Here is a 22,281-nt window from a genome sequence, read left to right on the forward strand (position 1 = left end):
TTTTTTTCTTTCTTTGAAGAATGAAAGCACTTTTTTTGTCATCGGGTCTCCTATTTTTTCTGTTTTCTTGTAAAAAAACAGAGCAGAATTTTCCAAAAGAAGATACTCAGATTTCTCAACGACTTCATTTTAAAGAAGATAAAGATAACTTCCGAATTACCTCCGGAAAATTCGATATTGAGCTAAAAAAATCAGTTTTTCCGCTAAAAAAAGTGATTTTCCTAAACTCAACGCTCATCGGATACATGACAGAGCTTGGGTTGGAAGATAAAATTGTCGGAGTCTCCAGTCCGGAATATATATTCTCAGAGAAAGTTCAGCAGCTTATTAAAGCCGGAAGAATCCAGAATGTGGGATCTGAACAAAAATATGACATAGAAAAAATACTGGCTTTAAAACCTGATGCTGTTTTCACTAACTACATCGCTTCATTTGAAAATACTTATGAACTGCTGAAGAAAAATGGTATTAAGATCATCTTTCTTGATGAATACATGGAACAAAAGCCTTTGGAAAAGAGTGCTTACTTGAAATTATACGGAAAGCTATTTGGTATTGAGAAAAAATCAGATTCTCTATATAAGCTTATCGAAAATAACTACAATCAACTAAAACTTCAGGCTTCTCAGGCGAAAGACAAACCAGAAGTTATCTGTAATGAGATGTATGGAAACCAGTGGTTCGTTCCGGGTGGAAACAGCTTTGCAGCGCAATACTTTAAAGATGCCAATGCCAGCTATCCATGGCAGTCTTTACCTAATGAAAATTCGGTTCCGCTAAGCTTTGAAGAAGTTTTTGCAAAATCTACCAAAGCAACTTATTGGGTAAATGTTGGAGAATATAAAAAGAAAAGCGAATTATTGGCCTTTAATCCGGTATATGCAAAACTTCACCCTTTTAAAAACGGAAAAGTTTACAGCCTTTATGGCAGCGTAAAAGGTAAATCCAATGATTATTTTGCTTCCGGCGTAGTCCGTGCCGACAAAGTACTTCATGATTACGTGAATATCTTCCATCCAAATCTGTTGAAAGATACAGCTATGGTATACATGAAGGAGCTTAAATAAAAAATATAATAATACAGATCATTTAAACCATCCCAATGAAAAGAAATCTAGCTTTTATATTTGCTGCATTAGGATGGTTTGCTGTTATTATACAATATTATCTGATGATTGAGAGCAGGACTATTTCTGTTCCTGAAGCCACAATAAGGTTCTTCAGCTTTTTTACTATTCTCACCAACATACTTGTAGCTCTTTATTTCAGTATTATTTTCTTCTCCCGAAGCAAATCAGTTTCTTTAATAACCGCCCCCGGAACACTTACATTTATTACTATTTATATTACCATAGTGGGGTTAGTTTATCAGGTGGCACTGAGACACCTTTGGCACCCTCAGGGAATGCAGAGACTCGTTGACGAATTACTGCACTCTGTTATTCCAATCTTAGTTATTCTCTTTTGGTACCTGTATGAACCAAAGAAAAGTCTGAAATATAACCTGAGCATAAAATGGCTCTCCTATCCTCTCATCTATTTCATCTATATTCTTTTACGCGGAAATCAGTCCGGTTTTTATCCTTATCCTTTTGTTGATGTTTCAGTATTAGGATTTGCCGCTGTTATCCAGAATGCACTTTTTCTGTCACTTTTTTTCCTTGGGTTATCTTTAGCTTTTATTTTCATAGGAAAACAGCTGGATAAAAAATAGATTCATCAATATATTCTGTAATAATCAAAAACCTCCTTATATTTGAACAGTTGCAGAAGTATATGAAGATCGAAGCAGAATTTTATAAACCAGAAAACAATATCCTGAATAAGTATATTGAAGGGTTTTATTTTATTTCCAAACAGGAGATTGAAAATTCTTTTAGTTATCAGACCTTTCCAAACAATTATAACATTATTTCCACTTATCTGAATTCAGATGTAAAACTGGAAAAAGGTAAAATCACAGTTTCTTCTGCCGAGAACAAGTTTGCCTCTACTCTCGTAAAAAAATATATTACGCCAATAGAAATTAAAGTCAACGCAATAGTAGACGAAATTACCATCTATTTTAAACCTGCCGGCCTCAATTATTTTGTAGATGATATATCCTCTCTATTTGAAAATGATTTCAGCTACTTCTATCCTTTTAGTGATTATGAAGCTGAAATGACAAAAATATTGTTAACCAAGGAGAGAAATATTCAACTGGAATTATTGGAAAAGTATTGGATTTCAAAGCTTATTCAAAAAGATCTGACCAATGTTGAAAGCTGGATTTCAGATGTCAATTCCACAATGAGTATAGAAGAAATTGCAGAGAAAAATCAGATTTCCAGACAATATTTTAACAAGATGTTCCGGAAATATATAGGAAAATCTCCTTCTGAATTTCGGAAAGTTAATAAGTTTAGAAATTCAATTAGCCAGAAGAATAAGAATACCAACCTTATCGAACTATCCCTGGATGCTGATTTTTATGATCAGTCCCATTTTATCCGGAATTTCAAAGAACTCACCAAAGTAAATCCTGGTTCTTTTTTCAATAATGTAGACATCTCTAAAGAAAATATCTGGCTGTTTGAAGAATAGTTTCCATTTGTACAATTATAATAGTCCGGCACATTTTATTTTTGCCCAACACTATTATAAAACAACATGAAAAAGATATTTTTAGCATTATCACTTACGGCAGGATTTCTATATGTAGAAGCGCAGGATAATGCTATAAAAACAACAGAGCTCAATTTAGCTAAAAATTACCTGAAAATAGCAGCCCCAATTGCAAAAGAAATCGGGAGTAGCACCATTGTAGGTCTTGGAGAAGGAACACACGGAACCAAAGAATTCAATGAAATAAGAGCTGCAATTTCTAAAAACCTGATCACCAAACAACATTTCAGCATCATATGCTTTGAATCGCCATATGGCGATATGTTCTATCTGAATAAAGCTGTTAATTCTGATACCGACATTAAAACTGCCATGAAACAGTATCTCCTTTCTATATGGCAGACTAAAGAAATTGAAGAATTCTTATTATGGGTAAGAGATTACAATAAGAAGAATAAAAATCAGATTTTGCTTTCCGGAGCTGATTTCAATTTTGTTTCCAATTCGGCTAAAATCCTTGAAAATGAATTTAAAAATAACAGCACACTAAAAGCTCTAACAGATGATTTGCTGGCTAAAGCAAAATATCAGGATGAGATGTGGAGTAAACGAAATGATAAAAACTTCCGTGTCGATATGCCGGCAGTTATAAAAAACGGTACTCAAGCCTACGAATTGGCCAGTAATATAGAGGAAACGCTAAAGAAAGATAATATTAGTATCTCTACTGAAGCTAAACTGGCATTACAAAACATCAAATTAGGCTTTAAAGTGATGTATGAGGCGAGCAAGCAAAACTATGATATTTCAAGAGACCAGATGATGGCAGAAATGGTTACTAAGACTCATCAGCTTTATGATAATAAAAAAGTTATAATTATAGCTCATAATGGACATATAGCTTTTACTTTCCCTTTTTCTGATGATTTAGGTATGGGAGGCTACCTCAAAAAGCAGTTTGGTGAAAAATACTATTCATTGGCTACATTAACAGCGTCTGGTACTTATAGTGCAACTTTGGATAATACAGATACTAATGATAACAAATATCAGGCATATCCACTCCCTGCCCCATTAAAAGACAGCTGGCAAAATTATTTTTCAGAATTTAAAAATGAGAATTTTTACCTGAACCTTAGGGGTAGCAATGGAAATCTGAAAGGGAATTTCTCTTTGGCTCTATGGGGATACTTCTATCTGGATCCTGTAAAGTTTGAGAAAAACATATACACTCAGAAGATCAGTAATTTGAGTAATTACTTCGACGGCATTATTTTCCTCAAAAAAACAAATGCCTCTGAACATTTAAACTGATATCGTAAAACTATAATTAACAAAGAAGGAGCTGAATCTTAAAGATTCGGCTCCTTTATTTTCTGTCAGATATTAAAAATATTTATCTGTTAAAACATCGGATGTGCATTTGCAGCTTCTTTTGGAACATCTTCCTGAGCATCCCAGTGCTCAACAATTTTACCATCTTTGATTCTGAAAATATCAATAGTCGATTTCAGACTTCCATCCTCATTCTTATTTTTCAAATGTATAAAAACTAAATCTCCTTCTGCAGCAATATGCTGTACATCTATTTTAGTTTTAGGAGCCCCTTCAAACCATTTTGCAGCCGCTTCTTTAAAAGCTTTTGCACCATCTGCCACAGTAGGATTATGCTGGATATATTCAGGTGCTATATATTGATCTACTGCCGACAGATCTTTATCACCAAACATCTTTTGATAAAAATCCAATACCAATTGCTTATTAGCCGCTGCCTGATCTTTTGAATCATTTGTAACAATTTCTTTAGTGGCTACAGTTTCCTTTTTACTGCAACTTGCAAGTGCCACCACTCCCATTGCTGCCATTCCAATAATTAAACTTTTTGTACTCATTTTAATTTTTTTTCAAATGTATAAAAATATTCTGTAACAAAAAATATTACAGTTTAAAATATTTTATTACCTTTGCATCATCATTATAATAAAAATGCTTAACAATTTAAGATTTGCAACAGCTATTCATATCCTTATCCTTCTGGAAAAAAATCCGGAAGTATGGATGAGTTCTGAATATATCGCAGGAAGTATAAATGTAAACCCTGTTGTTGTAAGAAAGGAAATAAAGAACCTGAAAGCCTTAGGATATATACAGAGTAAAGAAGGTAAAGGCGGCGGTGCTAAACTAGCAACAGATGCAGAGAAAATTACACTTGCTGCAATATACCGCAGTGTAAGCGAGGATCAGAAAGGTAAACTAAATTCACCGAATCCGGCTTGTCCCGTAGGAAGACAAATTAATGAACATCTGACAGATCTCTACGAGGAAATTAACAGAAAGACTGAAGAAGTTTTAGGGCAATACACATTAGAAAATTACAGTAAACAATTTAAATAAAAACAAGATGAAAGTAGCAGTAATCGGAGCAACAGGATTCGTTGGCTCACATATCGTAAGCGAATTAGCAGAAAGAAATCACGAAGTAACAGCGATTTCCAGAAACACAAATGAAAATCAGCTTTCTGAAAATGTAAAATCTGTAACAGCAGATGTAACTAATACAGCACAGCTGGCAGAAGTACTTAAAGGTAATGATGTTGTAATCTCTGCATACAATGCAGGATGGACAAACCCAAATCTTTACAATGATTTTCTTGCAGGATCTGAAAGCATTCAGCAAGCCGTAAAAGAAGCTGACGTTAAGAGACTGATTATAGTTGGAGGAGCCGGAAGTTTACTAATTGATGGTAAGAAAATAGTTGATGGGCCTGACTTCCCTGAAGCATACAAGGCAGGAGCAAAAGCAGCCAGTGACTATTTGGATATTATCCGTAAAGAGCAAAATCTTGATTGGACATTCTTCAGTCCTGCATTAGCTATGAATGCAGGAAACCCAGGTGAAAGAACAGGAAAATACAGAACAGCTCTGGACAGCCCTGTATTTGATGCAGATGGTAATTCTTACCTTTCTGTGGCAGATACTGCAGTAGCTTTAGTAGATGAAGCAGAAAACCCTAAGCATATTAAAGAAAGATTTACCGCTGCTTACTAGACGTTTTTCGACTCAGAATAAATAAAAAATCCTCAAATAATTGAGGATTTTTTATTTATTATTCCTAAATTAAGGCTTCAAAAGCACAAACAATTAATCTAAATTAAATTTATATGACTATGGACAATTACAACAACCCTGGCAGACTTTGGTTTCTTCCTCTTATTACGGGTATCCTCTTTATCGTTGTAGGAATCTGGATTTTCAAAACTCCAATGGAATCTTATCTTACTCTTTCAATATTTTTCGCTGTAACTTTCCTGATAAGCGGACTGTTTGAAATTATTCATGCATTAAGCAATACTCACCTCCGCAACTGGGGCTGGTCACTTGCTGGCGGGCTTATCGACTTATTATTCGGTATCATTATGATCTCGTCTCCCCTGCTGTCTGCTACTGTACTGGCACTGTATGTAGGTTTTATTATTTTGTTCCGTTCCTTTATGAGTATAGGCTTTGCTCTTAACCTAAGGGAGCTTCATTCCAAATCATGGGCTAGCCCTCTGATCTTTGGAATAATAGGTGTTATTTTCGCCATTATTATGATTGTTAATCCTGCGTTTGGAGGTTTAAGCATTATCATCTATACAGCATTGGCGTTTATTCTTGTAGGAATTGTACAGATTTCATTCGCTTTTATGATCAGAAAACTGAAAAGATAAATACTCTTTCTTAAAATAAAAAAATGAGACAGTCCTTTTTAGATTGTCTCATTTTTATTTTATAAAAAAGCCTAAATAAACTGCTTTCCAACAATAATACCATACAAGGCAACTAAAAACAGAACAGCTACTACTAATAAAGTAATAGGTTTATACCTGAACTCAATGCCCTTTTTCACTGCATATTTGTAATAAAAAAATGTTCCTGCTAAATACAGTCCGGTAAATATTAGTATCAAATAATTAACGCTCATAATATATTCTTTAATCTAATCTTTTTGGACAGTTACATCAGTTATTTCATAGCTGTAATCCAGACCTTCATCCTTCATCGTCTCTTTACCTGTTTTATAATCTTTTACCAAAGATTCTTTTTTCACTCCTTTATGAGGATAAACAATGCGTCCTGTAATCTTTACTTTATCGGAGGTTTTTAATTTATTCCCGTCTTTATCAAAGATAACAACATCCGACTGCTCAAATTTATTGTCAGTCCCTGCATTAATCAATACAGTATTTTTCCCTTCACCATAGTTCATACGTATTCCGGTGATGACTTTATTCTTTGTCTGAATTATATAAAAATCATTAAAGACTTCAAACTCCATAGAAATAGTGTTCCCTGTTCTGGTTAAAAATGGTGCTTTAAACTTTCCCGCCAGCTCTATCACTTGCCCATCATATGTATAACTATTTTCTATTTCTTTGGATAGCTTTACACTTTTGTTGTTATAAAATATAACGAGAAGGACAAATACGACAATTGCCAGCGGAATTACTTTTGTTTTAATAGTCTTCATTTTGAATATAAATTTAATTTGGTGTTAATCAATACAATAAAGCTCTGTTTCTAAAATATCAAACCTATTTAAAAGCTAAATAAAAATTTCACAAAACTTTGATATAAGTTGACAAATATAAAATAAAATCTTGTATTTGATCCGTCACTTGCTATTTATACTCACATTCTGCTAAGAACCTGTCTAAAAATAATGCTAGACTTCGACAGGCTCAGTCTGACACCTCTAAAGGAAGATACTTTGAATAAGCTATGCCATTTTGAGCTGAGTTTATAGGGAGCTTAGTCTATGGTGAGCCTGACGAACTAAACTATCGAAGAGTATTAACAATAAAATTTAAACAGACTCTAATTCCGGAACAAACATTATCCAGCTATATAGTGCGGGAATTTGTTTTAAATTCTTAAATTAAAACATTGAAAAACCAAACTAATTAACAATATGAAGGAGATCTTTTTAAAAGTCAAAAAACTTATTGATGAAGAAAACTTCGCCGCTTTAAGTGAAATAAAATACAATAAACCAGAGTCCTTTAACTGGGTAAAAGAAATTTTTGAAGGCGTTCATTTACTGGAAAGACCCGAAAAAACTGCTTTATTATGGACAAATGGAACTGATACAAAAGAATACAGCTTCCTGGCACTAAGTAATGAATGCAATCAGATATTAAACTTTTTACGTAAAAAGGGTGTTCGGCAGCATGATATTGTACTGACACAAATGATGCTGGAGCCGATTAACTGGACTGTTATTCTTGCAGTAATTAAAGGAGGTTTACAACTTATTCCTGCTGCCGGTATACTAGGCTCGAAAGATATTGCGTACCGTTTTGAAAAAACATTACCAGTGGTGGTTTTCGCCAATGAAGATAATGCATATAAAATTGATGAAGCTGAAAAGTTAACCGGCAAAAGCATAAAAGTGAAAATCCTTGTTGATGGTAAACGTGAAGGCTGGTATTCTCCGGATGATATCATACATGAAAGTACTGAAGCAGAAGCTGCAGACACAGCTGCAGATGATACGTTATTCATGTTCTTTACTTCCGGAACTACAGGATTACCCAAAATTGTATGCCATTCACAGCTTAGTCAGCCATTTGGACATCTTACCACAGCATCGTGGATTGGGTTAAAAGATAGCGATATTCATTACAACATTTCACAACCCGGATGGGCAAAGTTTTCATGGAGTAGTTTTTTCGCACCATGGAATATAGGCTCTACAATTTTTGCTTTTCATACCAACGATCGTTTTAATGCAGCAAGAACATTAGAGCAAATACAAAAACACAAGATTACCACACTTTGTGCCCCTCCAACAGTGCTTCGCTTATTGATTAACGAAGATCTGAAATCCTATAACTTTAGCCTCCGTCAATGTGTAGCAGCTGGCGAACCACTAAATCCGGAGATTATTGAGCAGTGGAAATCCGGCACTGGCATTGTAATCAGAGATGGCTTCGGCCAGACCGAGACCAGCTGTATTGCAGGCAATCTTCCAGGAAGCAGTATAAAATTCGGATCAATGGGAAAGCCTACCTTCCAGTATGACGTGGTTATTGCAGATGAAAATGGAAAAGAACAGCCTCTGAACGAGGAGGGCAATATTTGCATAAAGATGAATAAAGGTGATATGAATGGCGTTTTTAAAGGATACTTATATGCTAAAGATAAAGAAGAACAGGTATTTAAGCATGGGCTTTATTATACCGGTGACAAAGCTTACAAAGATGAAGACGGTTATATATGGTTTATAGGCCGTGACGATGATGTGATCAAAGCTTCCGACTACCGGATTGGTCCGTTTGAAGTAGAAAGTATTCTTATAGAACATGAAGCTGTTCTGGAAAGTGCTGTTGTAGGCTCGCCCCACCCTGTAAAAGGTTTCGAAGTCAAAGCCTTTATTATATTACAATCCGGAGTTCAGGCATCTGCAGAGCTTGCTGAAAAACTATTTCTTTTCTCAAGAGAACATCTTGCCCCTTATAAAATTCCACGTATTATCGAATTTGTTCAAGAGCTTCCAAAAACCATCAGTGGAAAAATCAGACGTGTAGAATTAAGAGCAAGAGAAGCCGAAAATAAAGCCAAAGGACTCCTTTCTCCCGATGAATACAATTACAGCAAGAAATAGCGTCTTTTTGACAAAACTTTTTTTATTATAAAAAACTATGTAAAAAAACTCCTTATTAATGATAAGGAGTTTTTTTATGACATTATTCACAAAAAATTAACACAAATTTTATAAAAAAAAGATTTGACAATTTTGTTAAACAAAAAATTCGAAGTACATTTGTCGACGAAAATGTCAAACAATAATGTCAACTGAACAAAAAAAAGAAGACACAGAAGAGTTAATTAAAAAAACTGCTATGCAGCTATTTTTTGGGGAGGGCCACTTCAAAGCTACAACTCAGGAAATTGCTGATGCTGCAGGAGTTAATAGAACTTCTATCAATTATTATTTTAGATCACGGGACAATCTTTTCAAGGTTGTCTTCGAAGAAGCTATAGAGCAAATGCATCAAAACCACAATGCAATTTTGCTTTCAGAACTTCCTTTCAGGGACAAATTAAGTCGTTGGCTGGATGATGAACTGGCATCTGCCCTGAAATATCCTTTTCTGGAAATTTATATTGTAACCCAACTATCATCCGATAAATGTGCACATATAAAAGATGAAGAGCATGTAGAATCTATAACCAAAGTTCTGGAGAAGGAGCTAAAAATAGAAATAGAAAAAGGAAGTATAAAACCCATATCAACTATTCAGTTCATGCTGAATATTGCTTCACTGGTATCATTCCCTACCTGCATGAGGCCTTTACTTCAGGAATCTTTTAAGCTAAGTGACAGTGATTTCGAGCAGATTCTTAAAGAAAGAAAGCAAGTGATACTGGATACGATATTTATTAATTAAGATAATAAACTAAAATATGAATAGAAAAAATAATGTACGTATTGCTGCATTCTTACTTATGCTGGGCGCTTTTCAAGCCAATGCACAGCAGACAGTAAGTCTGAAAAATGCCATACAGTACGCATTACAAAATAAGGCAGATGCTATAAAAGCACAGTTAAATGTCCGTAATGCGGAATATCAGATTGCAGAAGCAAAAGCCGGTGCACTACCTACTCTTACAGGAACCGGAGCATTGAACTACAATCCTATTCTACAAAAAAGTGCATTACCTGGAGATATTTTCGGGCAACCAGGGCAAATCGTTATGGTACCTTTTGGGCAAAAATGGAACTCTAACATTGGAGTCAGCCTTCAACAGGCTCTTTTCAATCAGCAGGTATTTATAGGATTAAAGGCTGCCAAGACTACAAAAGAGTTTTATCAGATCAACAAACAGCTGACAGAGGAACAGGTTGTAGAGAAGGTTTCTACTGCATACTATCAGGTATTCTCCCAACAGCAGAAGCTTGAAGCTGTAGAAAGCAGCTATGAAAGTACACTGAAAGCAAGAAACATTATCAAAAGTCTTTTTGAAAACGGACTTGCTAAAAAGGTAGATTTAGACCGTACCAATGTAAACCTTACAAATCTGGAAACAAACCGTTCTCAGTTGAAAAATGCTGTAACCCTTCAGGAGAATGCACTAAAATTCTACATGGGTATGCCTATTGAAGAGCCTATTGCATTGGTAAAAGAAGATGTACAGGTTAATCCGCAATTGCTTACGGATCAGATCAACACAGATAACAGAACCGAAGTAAAAGTTCTGGAAAAGAAAAAACAACTGCTTCAGTATAATGTAAAAGCTACACAGGCTGCTTACTATCCTACTCTTTCTTTAGTAGGAAATTATGCTTGGCAGGGACTTGGTGCCAAATTCCCGATTGGTAACGGAAAAAGCCAGGGAGTTTACTGGTCAGACTATGCTTCAGTAGGTTTATCACTTAATATTCCTATTTTCAATGGTTTCCTGACTAAATCAAAAGTGGATCAGGCAAAAATCCAATTAGAGACGCTTGAGCAGGATCTGAAAGATACCAAACTAAACATGAGTCTGGATTATCGCAATGCTAAAGCACAAATGGAAAACAGTCTGGATGCTATTAAAAATCAGACGGCTAACATGGAGCTTGCACAAACAGTACTGGACAATACCCGTAGCAATTACCAATATGGGCTGGCTACTTTAACAGAGCTTTTAGATGCTGAAAATGCTTTAGTACAGGCTAAAAACAACTATTCTAATTCTCTATATGATTACAAAGTTGCCGAAGTACAGCTTTATAAGGCCCAGGGTGAACTTTTAAATTTAACAAAATAATAAACTATTAAATTATAACAAAATGAAAATTGGTAAAACATTACTTTATATTCTCATAGCTGCAGGACTTTTGGGTGGTGGAGCCTATATCATTAGCAAAAACCAGAAGGAAACCAATAAACAGACAGCTATTATTGCAAGTAGCAATGCTGAAATTCCTGTAAATATAGTTACAGCTTCTTTTGAACATGTTAGTGCGGATTATTCTTCAAACGGAACATTTGCACCTTTACAGAATATGCAGCTTTCATCTGAGATTGCCGGAAAAGTAATTCGCGTTTTGGTAAAAGAAGGTGACTTCGTACACGCAGGACAAACTGTGGCAACGATTAAGAAAGATGCACTGGAGGTTGATCATTCAACAGCTCAGGCTGCTTATCAGAATGCTGTTGTAGACAATCAGCGTTATGAAAATGCATATAAAACAGGCGGTGTAACCAAGCAACAACTTGACCAATCCAGACTTCAGCTAAAAAATGCTAAGAGCTCATTAGATCAGGCAGGTATTAAGATTGGTGACTCCAATGTAAGAACGCTAATTAGTGGTTATATCAACAAAAAAACGGTTGAACCAGGTGCTGTAGTATCTACAGGAACACCGCTTTTTGAGATCGTAAATGTTTCTAAACTGAAGTTACAGGTAACTGTGAACGAAAGTGAAGTAGCAAAATTAAGAATCGGAGATCAGATCAAAATAAAAGCAAGCGTTTATCCTGATAAAGAATTTTCAGGTAGAATTACGTTTATTGCTCCGTTAGCTGATGCTTCTCTTAACTTCCCTATCGAAATTACGGTAGACAACAATCCAAACAATGAGCTAAGAGCCGGTATGTATGGTACAGCTGTTTTTTCTGCTAAAGAAACCGGAATGCAGCATGCTTATATGACTCTTCCTAAAAATGCTTTTGTAGATGGTGTGAGCAACAACAAAGTATTTGTTGTACAAAAAGACAACACTGTAAAACTGACAAAAGTAGTTGGCGGAAGAATTTTTGGGGATAAAATTGAAATTATCAGCGGGCTGAATGAAGGAGACAGAGTTGTAACCAGCGGTCAGATTAACCTTACCGACGGTACTAAAATTTCAGTTATCAAGTAAGCAGGCAGTAGCCACAACTAAAATTAAAAAGACGTGAAATTAGCAGAAATATCCATAAAACGACCAACCCTGGTTATTGTATTGTTTACAATACTAACTCTGGGTGGGATACTCGGTTACTCCTCCATGGGGTACGAGCTAATCCCGAAATTCGAAATCAACGTAGTCAGTGTTTCCACCATTTATCCGGGAGCATCACCTGCCGAGGTTGAAACAACCGTAACCAAGAAGATTGAAGATGCCGTTTCTTCACTGGAAAACGTAAAGAAAGTAGAATCCAAATCATTTGAGAGTTTATCACTCGTTACGATTACCCTGAATGCAGGCGCTGATACCGATTACGCACTGAATGACGCTCAGAGAAAGATTAATGCCATTATTGCAGACTTTCCGAAAGATGTAAAAGCACCATCACTACAGAAGTTCTCCCTGAGTGACCTTCCTATTATTACAGCTGGTGCTACTTCTAATTTGAGTAGTGTAGCTTTCTATGACCTTTTGGATAAAAAAATCCAGCCGGTACTATCAAGGGTAAAAGGTGTTGCACAGGTAAACCTTATTGGTGGACAGGAAAGAGAAATTAAAGTAAATCTGGATAAAAATAAACTGGAAGGTTACGGACTATCCATTCCACAGGTACAACAGGCGATTCTTACATCCAACGTTGACTTCCCTACCGGGAACGTAAAAACCCGTGAAAATAGTACTATCATCAGATTATCCGGGAAATACAAAAACGTAGAAGAACTTGCTAATCTTGTAATTGCTGTTAAAGACGGAGCACAAATCAGACTTTCGGATGTTGCATTTGTAGAAGATGCTCAGAAAGATGCTGAAAAAGTAGCAAGAATTGACAGAAAACCTGCTATCCTTCTTCAGGTAGTAAAGCAGTCTGATGCCAATGCCGTTGAAGTAAGTGAACTTACAAAACAAACGATAGAAAAAATTGAGAAAGATTATGCACAACAAGGTGTAAAACTTAATGTTGTAAATGATACCTCTACATTTACCCTTACTGCTGCAGACAACGTAACGCATGACTTGTTTATCGCGATTATCCTTGTAGCCGTGGTAATGTTATTATTCCTTCACAGTATCCGTAATGCCTTTATCGTAATGGTATCCATTCCGGCGTCACTGGTTGCTACCTTTATTGGTATGGCACTAATGGGATATACGCTGAACCTAATGAGTTTACTGGGACTTTCCCTGGTTGTAGGTATCCTTGTGGATGATGCGATTGTGGTACTGGAAAACATCTACCGACACATGGAGATGGGTAAAAACAAAGTAAGAGCTTCTTATGATGCAACTGCGGAAATCGGTATGACAGTAACCTCCATTACATTAGTAATTGTGGTAGTATTCTTACCAATTGCGATGAGTACTGGTTTGGTATCTAATATTATCTCCCAGTTCTGTGTAACCGTAGTTATTGCAACGTTGCTATCATTATTAGCTTCCTTTACTATTGTACCTTGGCTATCTTCAAGATTTGGTAAACTTACACACCTTACAGGAAAAAATATTTTCGAAAAATTCATCCTTGGATTCGAGAAACAACTGGACAACTTCACTCACTGGGTATCCGACTTACTTAAATGGTGTCTGAAAAACAGATGGACAAAGATTTCTACAGTAGTTATTGTAATTGTATTATTCTTCATGTCATTTGGTTTGATGAAGTTTATCGGGGGAGAATTCTTCTCTAAAATTGATAAAGGTGAATTCCTTGTTCAGATAGAACTTCCTAAAGATGCGTCTGTAGAAAAGACCAACTTTATGACACAGAAAGCAGAAGACTATTTGTCTAAAAAATCAGAAGTTGTAAAAATGATTACAACCGTTGGCCAGCAAAGTGATGGTTTCGGTGGAGCTCAGGCAACAGCATACAAATCAGAGATCGATGTGATCCTGGTTGGTAAAGATAAAAGAGCAGATAACTCATTCGTATATGCTGCTAAGGTTAAAAATGAACTTTCTAAGGTATTAGTAGGTGCTAAAATTAAAACAGTACCTGTAGGTCTGATGGGTGCGGAACAGGCTCCGTTGGCATTAGTAGTAACAGGACCAGATTTGAAAAGCATCAACGAATTTGCTAATCAGGCAATGGCACAACTAAAAACGATTAAAGGGGCATCCGAAGTAAGATTATCTTCCGAAGGTGGTAACCCGGAAATTAATATTGCTATTGACCGTGATAAAATGTCTGCCCTAGGATTAAATATTCAGGATGTAGGATTGACAATGCAGACGGCATTTAGTGGAAATACCGATGGTAAATTCCGTGCAGGTGACTATGAATATGATATCAACATCCGTTTCAATCAGCTGAACAGATCAAGTGTAGACGATGTAAAAAGCATCATCTTTGTAAATGGTAAAGGAGAAAAGATCAAACTGGATCAGTTCGCTACTATTACAGAAGGTTCAGGACCTAGCTTCCTGGAGAGAAGAGATAAATCTCCTTCTGTAACGATCAACGCACAAACTGTAGGTATTCCGACAGGTACCGTTGCACAGCAGTGGGAAGCTCAGTTCTCTAAACTGAAAAGACCTTCAGGAGTTAACTATGTATGGAGTGGTGATATGGAAAACCAAAGTGAAGGTTTCGGTACTCTAGGTATTGCCCTTATGGCTGCTATCATCCTGGTATACCTTGTAATGGTTGCTCTATACGACAGCTTTGTATATCCGTTTGTGGTATTATTCTCGGTTCCGTTATCTCTTATCGGGGTATTAGCAATCCTTGCATTAACCAATAACTCTCTGAACGTATTTACCATTCTTGGGGTCATCATGTTGATTGGTCTTGTATGTAAGAATGCGATTATGTTAGTAGACTTTGCTAACCACAGAAAAGAAGCCGGAGAAAGTACATTCAATGCGTTGCTTCAGGCTAACCATGCCAGACTTCGTCCAATTCTTATGACCACTATTGCGATGGTTTTCGGTATGATCCCAATTGCATTGGCACAAGGAGCAGCGGCTGAGCTTAACAACGGATTAGCATGGGTAATTATAGGTGGTTTAACATCTTCATTATTCCTTACCTTAATCTTTGTACCAGTTGTATATTCTATATTCGATAGCATTATTGCACGTTTCAACAAAGGTGGAAAAGTAGATTATGCTAAAGAAATGGTTGCAGATTATGAACCATTAGAAATGAGTGAAGACGGCTTTACACCAAAGCACAATCACTAAATAGTAGTAAATAGTTTAATTTATGTTTATAGGATCCCGGCAGATATTTTTTTCTGTCGGGATTTTTTTTATTGTACTTTTGGTTTAAATAAATACTAATGAAAAAAGCTACAATACTTTTCTTAATCGTGACTAGTAGTTTAATTTTTGCTCAGGAACAAACAATTTCGCCTGCAAAAAAAGAAAAGATAAAAACTTTTCTAAAGCTTACTAACGTATTAGGAGTTGCTAATCAGGTAATGGACAATATGATTAATTCTTATCAGACCTATTACAAACAAGTCCCTGCTGAATACTGGAACGAATTAAAAAAGGAAACATCCAATACAAAAGACTTCGAAGAACTTCTTATTCCTATATATTCCAAATATTACACAGAAAAAGAACTGGATGATATCATTGCTTTCTATAAAACATCTACTGGGCAAAAAGTAATAAAAACAATGCCGGACATGACAAAAGAATCTATGCAGGCAGGACAAGAATGGGGCATGAAGCTTGGACAGAAGGTTATGAAGAAAATTAATGAAAAATATCCTGCTCAGAAAGAAGTAATTATGGACTATCCATCTTCTAAATAATATAAAACTATATGAAATATCCCATTATAATCACCTGCTTTGCCTCTCTTTTGACATTTGGTCAAACTGCTAAAGCTAAAAAAGCAGAATCGTTAATCCGTTTGGAAGAATCTGAAGCAAACTTTAAAAAAGATCTTTCTGCAAGCATTACAAAATTAAGAGTTGCGGACAACAGGAATCTTTCACCAATATATTATCAGACACTGGAATCCGGGCTAAACTATCAAAGTATGCTGAAAAGCCTTGTACCGGTCTATGAAAAATATCTTACCAACGAGGAACTGGATGCCAGAATAAAGAATCATAAAAGCAAACTTCAGAAACCTCTAAATAATAACCACACTTTCGATACAGAAAGACAGAAAGCCGTTATCCAATGGCAGACTCAGGCAAAGCTGGCAGCTGAAAAAGCTGTATCTAAATAATTAAAAACGTCGAAAATAAAATTTATTTTCGACGTTTTATTTTAATCGGATTTTGCCTGGCATCAAAAACATCACTAATCTCTATCCTGTTTTTCTCTTTATTATACCAGTATATAATCTTATAATTTTTATAAACTAAATATCTGAAACTTTGAATACGGTCTAAAAGTAATTCCTCTTTTTGACCAATATCCATTTGGAATGTTAAAATCTCAGTGCTCTCAATAATATTAGTAATTAATTTTATTGAAACTTTATAACCTGCTTTGATTTTGTAATAGTCAAAAATTTTCTTTAATTCTTTTTTAGCAAAATTGGTCCAAAATATCTTTATTGCCATTGCTTAATTTCAGAAAGCAATTCATCAGATGCAATAACGTTATCATTCTTAGAATCTTCTAAAGACCTATCAATTCTGGAATTAAATTCCTCAACTGTAAAAGGTGAAAAATCATTATTATCCTTCAATATCCCCTCTAAGCGAGAAAGTAACTCTTCGCTTTGTATTTTCAGAAACTCCTGGATAAATTTTAATTTTCTGGTTTGAATATCCATTTTAATAATCTAAAACAATTCAAAGTTACAAAATAAAATCATAAAACTTTAAATAACAAAAACTTAAATAAAAAATCCTCAGTCAATGCTGAGGATTTTTTATTTATTAATTTAAGAATAATTCATATTTCTTATACTCGTGCAGAAGCCTTATCGTTTCAGCACTTATATCTACTGAGGTCTGCATTGAATTGAGTTCTACATAATGATTTTCAACCGGATCTTTCAGATAGAAACTTAGTTTATGTACCCCTTTGTTATGGGCAAAAGTACGTCTGAAAAATTCTATATCATCCTGATCTACTTCATTAAATGGCACTACTAAAGAGAGTTGGTTGGCATAGCGATCAAAAGCTTCTTTAAGATCAATAACCTCCGTAACATTTACATACAGTCTGTCAAAGTCTTTGGAAGGAGCAAATTTGATCTTAAAAATCACAAATCTATGCTCTCCTAGCTTCTCTCTCAGGCGCATATAGTCTTTATCATTCAGTCTGAAAGAATAGGAACCTGTGTAATCTTCCAATGTAATAAAGGCGATCTTAGTCCCGCTTTCATAACCATCTCTTATCACATACTCCGTAATAAGACCGGAAACCATATATTCTTTGGAATTGTCATTTCCTTTACTCCGGAATTTTTTCTCTTTTAACTTTGAAATTTCTGCCGGTGTAAGGTTAGAAAAATCTCTTTGAAGCACAAAATCTCTGTAAGGATCCACCTCATCCAGGTTCAGGAAATTAAACTTCCCTCTCGGGTCCACTTTTTTAATAACCTCTTCGATAATTTCATCTCCGTCTATCTCCAACATATCAGCAGGGAAATCAATATCTGTAGATACTTCATCCTTATCATCCTGCTCTTCTACTTTTTCATTTTCAGGAGCCTTCTCCAGTTCTTCATCCAGTTTTTTACTGACCACCGATTTTTTACTCAATGCTCCCTGAATAAACTTATATTGATAATAGAATTCATCCAACGGATGTGCAGAAAGATAGAAACCTATGGCTTCTTTTTCCCGGTTCAGTTTATGCATATTCTGCCATTCCGGAGCCGGATTTATTTTTGGTCTTTCAATCTGAACCTCATCTGCAAAATCAGCAAATAGAGAATTCTCCACCGAATTTTTACTGTCCTGAAAACTGCTGCTATATCTTAGTAAGCGTTCAATATTTGTTCTTCCTGCTGTATCTACATCGAAATATTGGGCACGGTGATAAGAATCTAATTCGTCGAAAGCTCCGGCAAACACCAAGCTTTCCACTACTCTTTTATTTAGTTGTGACGAAGGAATTCTTTCAAAGAGACTGTAAATATCTGTAAATCTCCCCCCTCGTTCTCTTTCCTTACAAATAGCTTCAGACGGTCCTTCTCCAATCCCTTTTATCGCACCAAGTCCAAAACGAATCTGCCCTTTCTCGTTTACTGCAAATTCATATTCAGATTCATTAACAGACGGCCCCAATACATCTACTCCCATTGCCTGACAGTCCTCCATGAATAGGGTAATCTGCTTGGTATTGTTAATGTTATTACTCATTACACTTGCCATATATTCAGCCGGATAATTGGCTTTCAGATAAGCAGTGTGATAAGCGATATAAGCATAACATGTAGAGTGAGACTTGTTAAATGCATATTCTGCAAAGGCTTCCCAGTCTTTCCAGATTTTATGAAGTTTCTCTTCATCCAGGTTATTTTTCTTCCCGCCTTCAATAAATTTAGGGAACATCTTATCCAGTACCGCTTTTTGCTTTTTACCCATTGCTTTTCTCAGCGTATCGGCCTCACCTTTGGTAAAGTTTGCCAGCTTCTGAGAAAGCAGCATTACCTGCTCCTGATATACAGTAATTCCATAGGTTTCCTGTAGATATTCCTGTGTCTCCGGAAGGTCATAGATAATCTCTTCCAGACCATGCTTACGGTTGATAAAGTTCGGTATATACTTAATAGGCCCAGGCCTGTACAATGCATTCATGGCAATAAGATCGGCAAATACCGTAGGCTTTAGCTCACGCATGTATTTTTGCATACCGGCAGATTCATACTGGAAAATTCCAATCGTACGTCCCTCTTTAAAGAGCTGATAAGTCTTGGCATCGTCCAGCGGTATATCATCCGGAATAATTTCAATACCGTGTCTGTTCTTAATGAGCTTAACAGCATCTTTAATAATGGTAAGCGTCCTAAGTCCTAGGAAGTCCATTTTCAGCAATCCGGCACTTTCAGCCACCGAGTTGTCAAACTGAGATACCAAAATATCCGCATCTTTTGCTGCAATGGTTACCGGAACCAGATTACTGATATCTTCCGGCGTAATAATTACCCCACAGGCATGGATACCTGTATTTCGAATACAGCCTTCCATCTTGTAAGCACTGTCCAGCACATTGAAACGGCCGTCGTCCGGATTGTTTAGAATTCCTTTTATTTCATCTACCAGCGGAAGATCTTCCGGCTTGAATTTCTTCAAATCGGATTTCATTACTTTCGCAATGTTCATCCCCGGTGTATTCGGAATTAGTTTTGCTATATTATTGGTTTCAGGAATAGATACATCCAGTACTCTTCCCGCATCTTTAATAGCCGATTTACCACCCAATACTGAGTAGGTAATAATCTGTGCTACCTGATTTTGTCCATATTTATCGATTACCCATTTAATAATCCTGTCACGGCCTTCGTCGTCAAAGTCGATATCGATATCGGGCATCGAAATCCTTTCCGGGTTAAGAAAACGCTCAAAAAGGAGATCATATTTAATAGGGTCTACATTGGTAATTCCGATACAGTAAGCTACAGCAGATCCTGCTGCAGACCCCCGTCCCGGACCAACCGAAACCCCCATATTTTTAGCTTCGTTACAGAAATCCTGTACAATAAGGAAATATCCCGGATACCCTGTTTTAGCAATAATATCCAGCTCAAAGTCTAGTCTTTCCCTTATATCATCGGTAATTTCTTCATACTTTTTCCGCGCGCCTTCATAGGTAAGGTGTCTCAGGAAGTTCATCTCCCCTCTTTTACCACCGTCATTCAGATCTTCAGCATCCTGGAATTCCTCAGGGATATCAAATTTAGGTAAGAGAACATCTCTTTTTAGTTTATAGGATTCAAACTTGTTCAGAAACTCGTCATAAGCTATGAAAGCATCAGGATACATCTGGAAAGCCTGTTTAATCTCTTCACTATTTTTGAGATAAAACTGTTCACTGTTCAGACCTTTTCTTTTCCCAAAACCTTTACCTACAGGTGTAGAAAGTTTCTCACCATCTTTAATACAGGCTACAATATCCTGGATTTTGGCATCCGATTTTCGGGTATAATAAGTTTCGTTCTGCGCCAGTATTTTTACATTGTGCTTATCCGCAAACTTCAGCAAAATCTCATTAACATAATCTTCCTCATCCATCTGGTGATTCTGTATCTGCACATAGAAATCATCACCAAATTCATTCAGCCACCATTGGAAAACTTCTTCACCACGCTGCTCCCCCAATTCCAGAATGGTAGAAGGAACTTCACAAGACAAGCTTCCTGTCATTGCAATAAGATTGTCTTTGTATTGTGATATTAGTGCACGGCTTACCCTTGGAACTCCGGCATAATAACCTTCTTTAAACCCTATAGATGAAAGCTTTGCCAGATTTTTATATCCTTCAAAATTTTTAGCCAATAATACAACCTGAGTTCTTCTGTCCGGATCATCTTTAGTAAACTGTCTCTGCTGATAACGCTCCGAAATATAAAGCTCTAGCCCCAAGATAGGTGTAAGGAACTTTGCACTGTTAATTTCATCATAGTTATCCGGCTTTTCTTCAGCAGCTTCGGCATCCTGCTTTTTCTGCTTAAGATTTCCATTGAACTTTTCAACCTCATCGATAAACTTAAAAGCTCCCATCATATTGCCGAGGTCAACAAGGCCTACAGCCGGAAAATTATTCTTTTCGGCTATGGAAACCATATCAGCCAAACCAGTCGTCGCCTGTAAAGTCGAATAAATACTGTGGCTATAAAAATGGAAGAAATTCCCAATATCGATATCATCGGTATCACCAAAGTCAGCCGTTTTTTTCCGTTTCTTAGAATCAGCAACCTGTCTACGGATAACAATATCGAAAGGTTTGAAGACAGCAGGATTATGATCCTTAAAGGCCTTCATCTGTACATCGTCGAAGAAAATTCTATCCAGCGGATAAACTTCCAACCTCATCATTTCGAAGAATGCCTGTGCTGTAGCATTTACGTCGGCTGCGGCATTGTGGGCTTCATCGAATTTGTGTCCGAATAATTTTTCAGAGAGTTCCTCTAACTTAGGCGATTTGAACCTTCCACCTCTACCTCCAGGGAGCTGACATACGTTGGTACCAAACTCCATCGTATCAACGATAGGTTTGTCTTTTAGGCTATCCTCCAATTCCTTTCTAAGAAATTCAGACCCTACAATGCTGTAGTCAAAGTTTACATTATGCCCTGCAACTACTTTCGTTTTTTTCAGTACTTCTTTAAACTCATTAAGTACCTCTTTAAGATCGCGGCCTTCACGCATCGCCATCTCTGTAGATATCCCGTGGATGCGGTATGCATTAAACGGAATATCGTAGCCCTCAGGCTTTATAATATAATCCTGATTCTCTATAAGATTTCCATGCTCGTCGTGTAACTGCCATGCAATCTGAACCATGCGCGGCCAGTTGTCGAAGTCAGTTAAAGGAGCATTAAAATTTCGGGGTAAACCAGTTGTTTCTGTATCAAAAATCAAGAACATAATCCATCAGAAATTTGAGTAAAATTACAAAAAAAGTGAACGTAAAAAAAGTTTCAGGTTCAATTGATTTTCTGTACAACATTGTATTTCAACATAAGCTTTTTTCATTACAAAACATATAAAACCTAGCTTGAACAAAAATTAACAAATTGATTTACAAAAATTTAAGTACATTAATCCTTCAAAAATATTTTACCTAACGATCGTTAAGTAAATTTGGTTATATTTGTTAGCACCTCAAA

20 protein-coding genes are annotated in these 22,281 nt (G+C 36.2%); 14 read left to right on the forward strand and 6 right to left on the reverse strand.

Translation table 11 applies throughout. The features are described 5' to 3' along the window. The first annotated feature begins 20 nt into the window (after window positions 1-20). The 4 genes from ATE49_RS12550 to ATE49_RS12565 all read left to right on the forward strand — a co-directional run bounded on the left by ATE49_RS12550 (window position 21) and on the right by ATE49_RS12565 (window position 3,921). Entirely contained in the window at window positions 21-1,067 is a 1,047-nt protein-coding gene (locus tag ATE49_RS12550) for an ABC transporter substrate-binding protein (protein ID WP_065082465.1), read from the forward strand. Window positions 1,068-1,102: 35 nt separating this feature from the next. After that, complete coding sequence (locus ATE49_RS12555) at window positions 1,103-1,714, forward strand: Pr6Pr family membrane protein (RefSeq protein WP_065082466.1); 612 nt, start codon at window positions 1,103-1,105, stop codon at window positions 1,712-1,714. 62 nt (window positions 1,715-1,776) lie between these two features. Further along, the gene (locus ATE49_RS12560; protein WP_065082467.1) at window positions 1,777-2,586 is read left to right on the forward strand and encodes a helix-turn-helix domain-containing protein; all 810 of its coding nucleotides are present in this window, start codon (window positions 1,777-1,779) and stop codon (window positions 2,584-2,586) included. 66 nt (window positions 2,587-2,652) lie between these two features. After that, complete coding sequence (locus tag ATE49_RS12565; protein ID WP_065082468.1) at window positions 2,653-3,921, forward strand: erythromycin esterase family protein; 1,269 nt, start codon at window positions 2,653-2,655, stop codon at window positions 3,919-3,921. A gap of 89 nt (window positions 3,922-4,010) precedes the next feature. Here the strand turns inward: ATE49_RS12565 and ATE49_RS12570 are convergent, their stop codons facing one another. Further along, window positions 4,011-4,499, reverse strand: coding sequence for a nuclear transport factor 2 family protein (locus ATE49_RS12570; protein ID WP_065082469.1), 489 nt, complete (start codon window positions 4,497-4,499; stop codon window positions 4,011-4,013). A gap of 94 nt (window positions 4,500-4,593) precedes the next feature. Between ATE49_RS12570 and ATE49_RS12575 the strand changes: the two genes are divergently transcribed. From ATE49_RS12575 to ATE49_RS12585, 3 genes are all read left to right on the forward strand, one after another. After that, window positions 4,594-5,001 (forward strand): Rrf2 family transcriptional regulator, encoded by a 408-nt coding sequence (locus ATE49_RS12575; protein ID WP_059155066.1) that lies wholly within the window; start codon window positions 4,594-4,596, stop codon window positions 4,999-5,001. 7 nt (window positions 5,002-5,008) lie between these two features. Continuing rightward, entirely contained in the window at window positions 5,009-5,656 is a 648-nt protein-coding gene (locus tag ATE49_RS12580; protein ID WP_065082470.1) for an NAD(P)-dependent oxidoreductase, read from the forward strand. 119 nt (window positions 5,657-5,775) lie between these two features. Continuing rightward, window positions 5,776-6,318, forward strand: a complete 543-nt coding sequence (locus ATE49_RS12585) for an HdeD family acid-resistance protein (protein ID WP_233174384.1) — start codon at window positions 5,776-5,778, stop codon at window positions 6,316-6,318. A gap of 71 nt (window positions 6,319-6,389) precedes the next feature. Here the strand turns inward: ATE49_RS12585 and ATE49_RS12590 are convergent, their stop codons facing one another. Together ATE49_RS12590 and ATE49_RS12595 are read right to left on the reverse strand one after the other, a co-directional pair. Then, a complete protein-coding gene (locus tag ATE49_RS12590) occupies window positions 6,390-6,572 on the reverse strand; it encodes a hypothetical protein (protein WP_065082471.1) in 183 nt (60 codons plus the stop codon). A gap of 15 nt (window positions 6,573-6,587) precedes the next feature. After that, on the reverse strand, window positions 6,588-7,118 hold the full coding sequence (locus ATE49_RS12595) for a hypothetical protein (protein WP_065082472.1): 531 nt from the start codon (window positions 7,116-7,118) through the stop codon (window positions 6,588-6,590). A 441-nt stretch (window positions 7,119-7,559) separates the two neighbouring features. Here ATE49_RS12595 and ATE49_RS12600 point away from each other — a divergent pair, with 441 nt between their 5' ends. The 7 genes from ATE49_RS12600 (at window position 7,560) to ATE49_RS12630 (ending at window position 16,716) form a co-directional block, all read left to right on the forward strand. Continuing rightward, window positions 7,560-9,254, forward strand: a complete 1,695-nt coding sequence (locus ATE49_RS12600) for an acyl-CoA synthetase (protein WP_065082473.1) — start codon at window positions 7,560-7,562, stop codon at window positions 9,252-9,254. Between the two features lie 184 nt (window positions 9,255-9,438). Next, entirely contained in the window at window positions 9,439-10,041 is a 603-nt protein-coding gene (locus ATE49_RS12605) for a TetR/AcrR family transcriptional regulator (RefSeq protein WP_065082474.1), read from the forward strand. A gap of 16 nt (window positions 10,042-10,057) precedes the next feature. Next, window positions 10,058-11,404, forward strand: a complete 1,347-nt coding sequence (locus ATE49_RS12610; RefSeq protein ID WP_065082475.1) for a TolC family protein — start codon at window positions 10,058-10,060, stop codon at window positions 11,402-11,404. Window positions 11,405-11,426: 22 nt separating this feature from the next. Next, complete coding sequence (locus ATE49_RS12615; RefSeq protein WP_078795430.1) at window positions 11,427-12,503, forward strand: efflux RND transporter periplasmic adaptor subunit; 1,077 nt, start codon at window positions 11,427-11,429, stop codon at window positions 12,501-12,503. Between the two features lie 33 nt (window positions 12,504-12,536). Next, window positions 12,537-15,710, forward strand: coding sequence for an efflux RND transporter permease subunit (locus ATE49_RS12620; protein ID WP_059155059.1), 3,174 nt, complete (start codon window positions 12,537-12,539; stop codon window positions 15,708-15,710). Window positions 15,711-15,808: 98 nt separating this feature from the next. Beyond that, a complete protein-coding gene (locus tag ATE49_RS12625; protein WP_065082476.1) occupies window positions 15,809-16,291 on the forward strand; it encodes a DUF2059 domain-containing protein in 483 nt (160 codons plus the stop codon). A gap of 11 nt (window positions 16,292-16,302) precedes the next feature. Then, the gene (locus tag ATE49_RS12630) at window positions 16,303-16,716 is read left to right on the forward strand and encodes a hypothetical protein (RefSeq protein ID WP_065082477.1); all 414 of its coding nucleotides are present in this window, start codon (window positions 16,303-16,305) and stop codon (window positions 16,714-16,716) included. 22 nt (window positions 16,717-16,738) lie between these two features. Here the strand turns inward: ATE49_RS12630 and ATE49_RS12635 are convergent, their stop codons facing one another. From ATE49_RS12635 to dnaE, 3 genes are all read right to left on the reverse strand, one after another. Beyond that, a complete protein-coding gene (locus tag ATE49_RS12635) occupies window positions 16,739-17,056 on the reverse strand; it encodes a type II toxin-antitoxin system RelE/ParE family toxin (protein WP_065082478.1) in 318 nt (105 codons plus the stop codon). After that, complete coding sequence (locus ATE49_RS12640; protein ID WP_065082479.1) at window positions 17,047-17,271, reverse strand: hypothetical protein; 225 nt, start codon at window positions 17,269-17,271, stop codon at window positions 17,047-17,049. Before ATE49_RS12640 ends, ATE49_RS12635 begins: the two co-directional genes overlap by 10 nt. A 106-nt stretch (window positions 17,272-17,377) precedes the next feature. Next, a complete protein-coding gene (gene dnaE, locus ATE49_RS12645) occupies window positions 17,378-22,039 on the reverse strand; it encodes a DNA polymerase III subunit alpha (protein ID WP_065082480.1) in 4,662 nt (1,553 codons plus the stop codon). Window positions 22,040-22,281: the final 242 nt, after the last annotated feature.

The sequence above is a fragment of the Elizabethkingia miricola genome, from assembly GCF_001675285.1.
Lineage (GTDB): Bacteria > Bacteroidota > Bacteroidia > Flavobacteriales > Weeksellaceae > Elizabethkingia > Elizabethkingia miricola.

Bases quoted from the DNA above. Each gene is read 5' to 3' on its own strand.
- ATE49_RS12550 (WP_065082465.1), top strand. From the start codon at position 21: ATGAAAGCACTTTTTTTGTCATCGGGTCTCCTATTTTTTCTGTTTTCT.
- ATE49_RS12555 (WP_065082466.1), top strand. From the start codon at position 1,103: ATGAAAAGAAATCTAGCTTTTATATTTGCTGCATTAGGATGGTTTGCT.
- ATE49_RS12560 (WP_065082467.1), top strand. From the start codon at position 1,777: ATGAAGATCGAAGCAGAATTTTATAAACCAGAAAACAATATCCTGAAT.
- ATE49_RS12565 (WP_065082468.1), top strand. From the start codon at position 2,653: ATGAAAAAGATATTTTTAGCATTATCACTTACGGCAGGATTTCTATAT.
- ATE49_RS12570 (WP_065082469.1), bottom strand. From the start codon at position 4,499: ATGAGTACAAAAAGTTTAATTATTGGAATGGCAGCAATGGGAGTGGTG.
- ATE49_RS12575 (WP_059155066.1), top strand. From the start codon at position 4,594: ATGCTTAACAATTTAAGATTTGCAACAGCTATTCATATCCTTATCCTT.
- ATE49_RS12580 (WP_065082470.1), top strand. From the start codon at position 5,009: ATGAAAGTAGCAGTAATCGGAGCAACAGGATTCGTTGGCTCACATATC.
- ATE49_RS12585 (WP_233174384.1), top strand. From the start codon at position 5,776: ATGGACAATTACAACAACCCTGGCAGACTTTGGTTTCTTCCTCTTATT.
- ATE49_RS12590 (WP_065082471.1), bottom strand. From the start codon at position 6,572: ATGAGCGTTAATTATTTGATACTAATATTTACCGGACTGTATTTAGCA.
- ATE49_RS12595 (WP_065082472.1), bottom strand. From the start codon at position 7,118: ATGAAGACTATTAAAACAAAAGTAATTCCGCTGGCAATTGTCGTATTT.
- ATE49_RS12600 (WP_065082473.1), top strand. From the start codon at position 7,560: ATGAAGGAGATCTTTTTAAAAGTCAAAAAACTTATTGATGAAGAAAAC.
- ATE49_RS12605 (WP_065082474.1), top strand. From the start codon at position 9,439: ATGTCAACTGAACAAAAAAAAGAAGACACAGAAGAGTTAATTAAAAAA.
- ATE49_RS12610 (WP_065082475.1), top strand. From the start codon at position 10,058: ATGAATAGAAAAAATAATGTACGTATTGCTGCATTCTTACTTATGCTG.
- ATE49_RS12615 (WP_078795430.1), top strand. From the start codon at position 11,427: ATGAAAATTGGTAAAACATTACTTTATATTCTCATAGCTGCAGGACTT.
- ATE49_RS12625 (WP_065082476.1), top strand. From the start codon at position 15,809: ATGAAAAAAGCTACAATACTTTTCTTAATCGTGACTAGTAGTTTAATT.
- ATE49_RS12630 (WP_065082477.1), top strand. From the start codon at position 16,303: ATGAAATATCCCATTATAATCACCTGCTTTGCCTCTCTTTTGACATTT.
- ATE49_RS12635 (WP_065082478.1), bottom strand. From the start codon at position 17,056: ATGGCAATAAAGATATTTTGGACCAATTTTGCTAAAAAAGAATTAAAG.
- ATE49_RS12640 (WP_065082479.1), bottom strand. From the start codon at position 17,271: ATGGATATTCAAACCAGAAAATTAAAATTTATCCAGGAGTTTCTGAAA.
- dnaE (WP_065082480.1), bottom strand. From the start codon at position 22,039: ATGTTCTTGATTTTTGATACAGAAACAACTGGTTTACCCCGAAATTTT.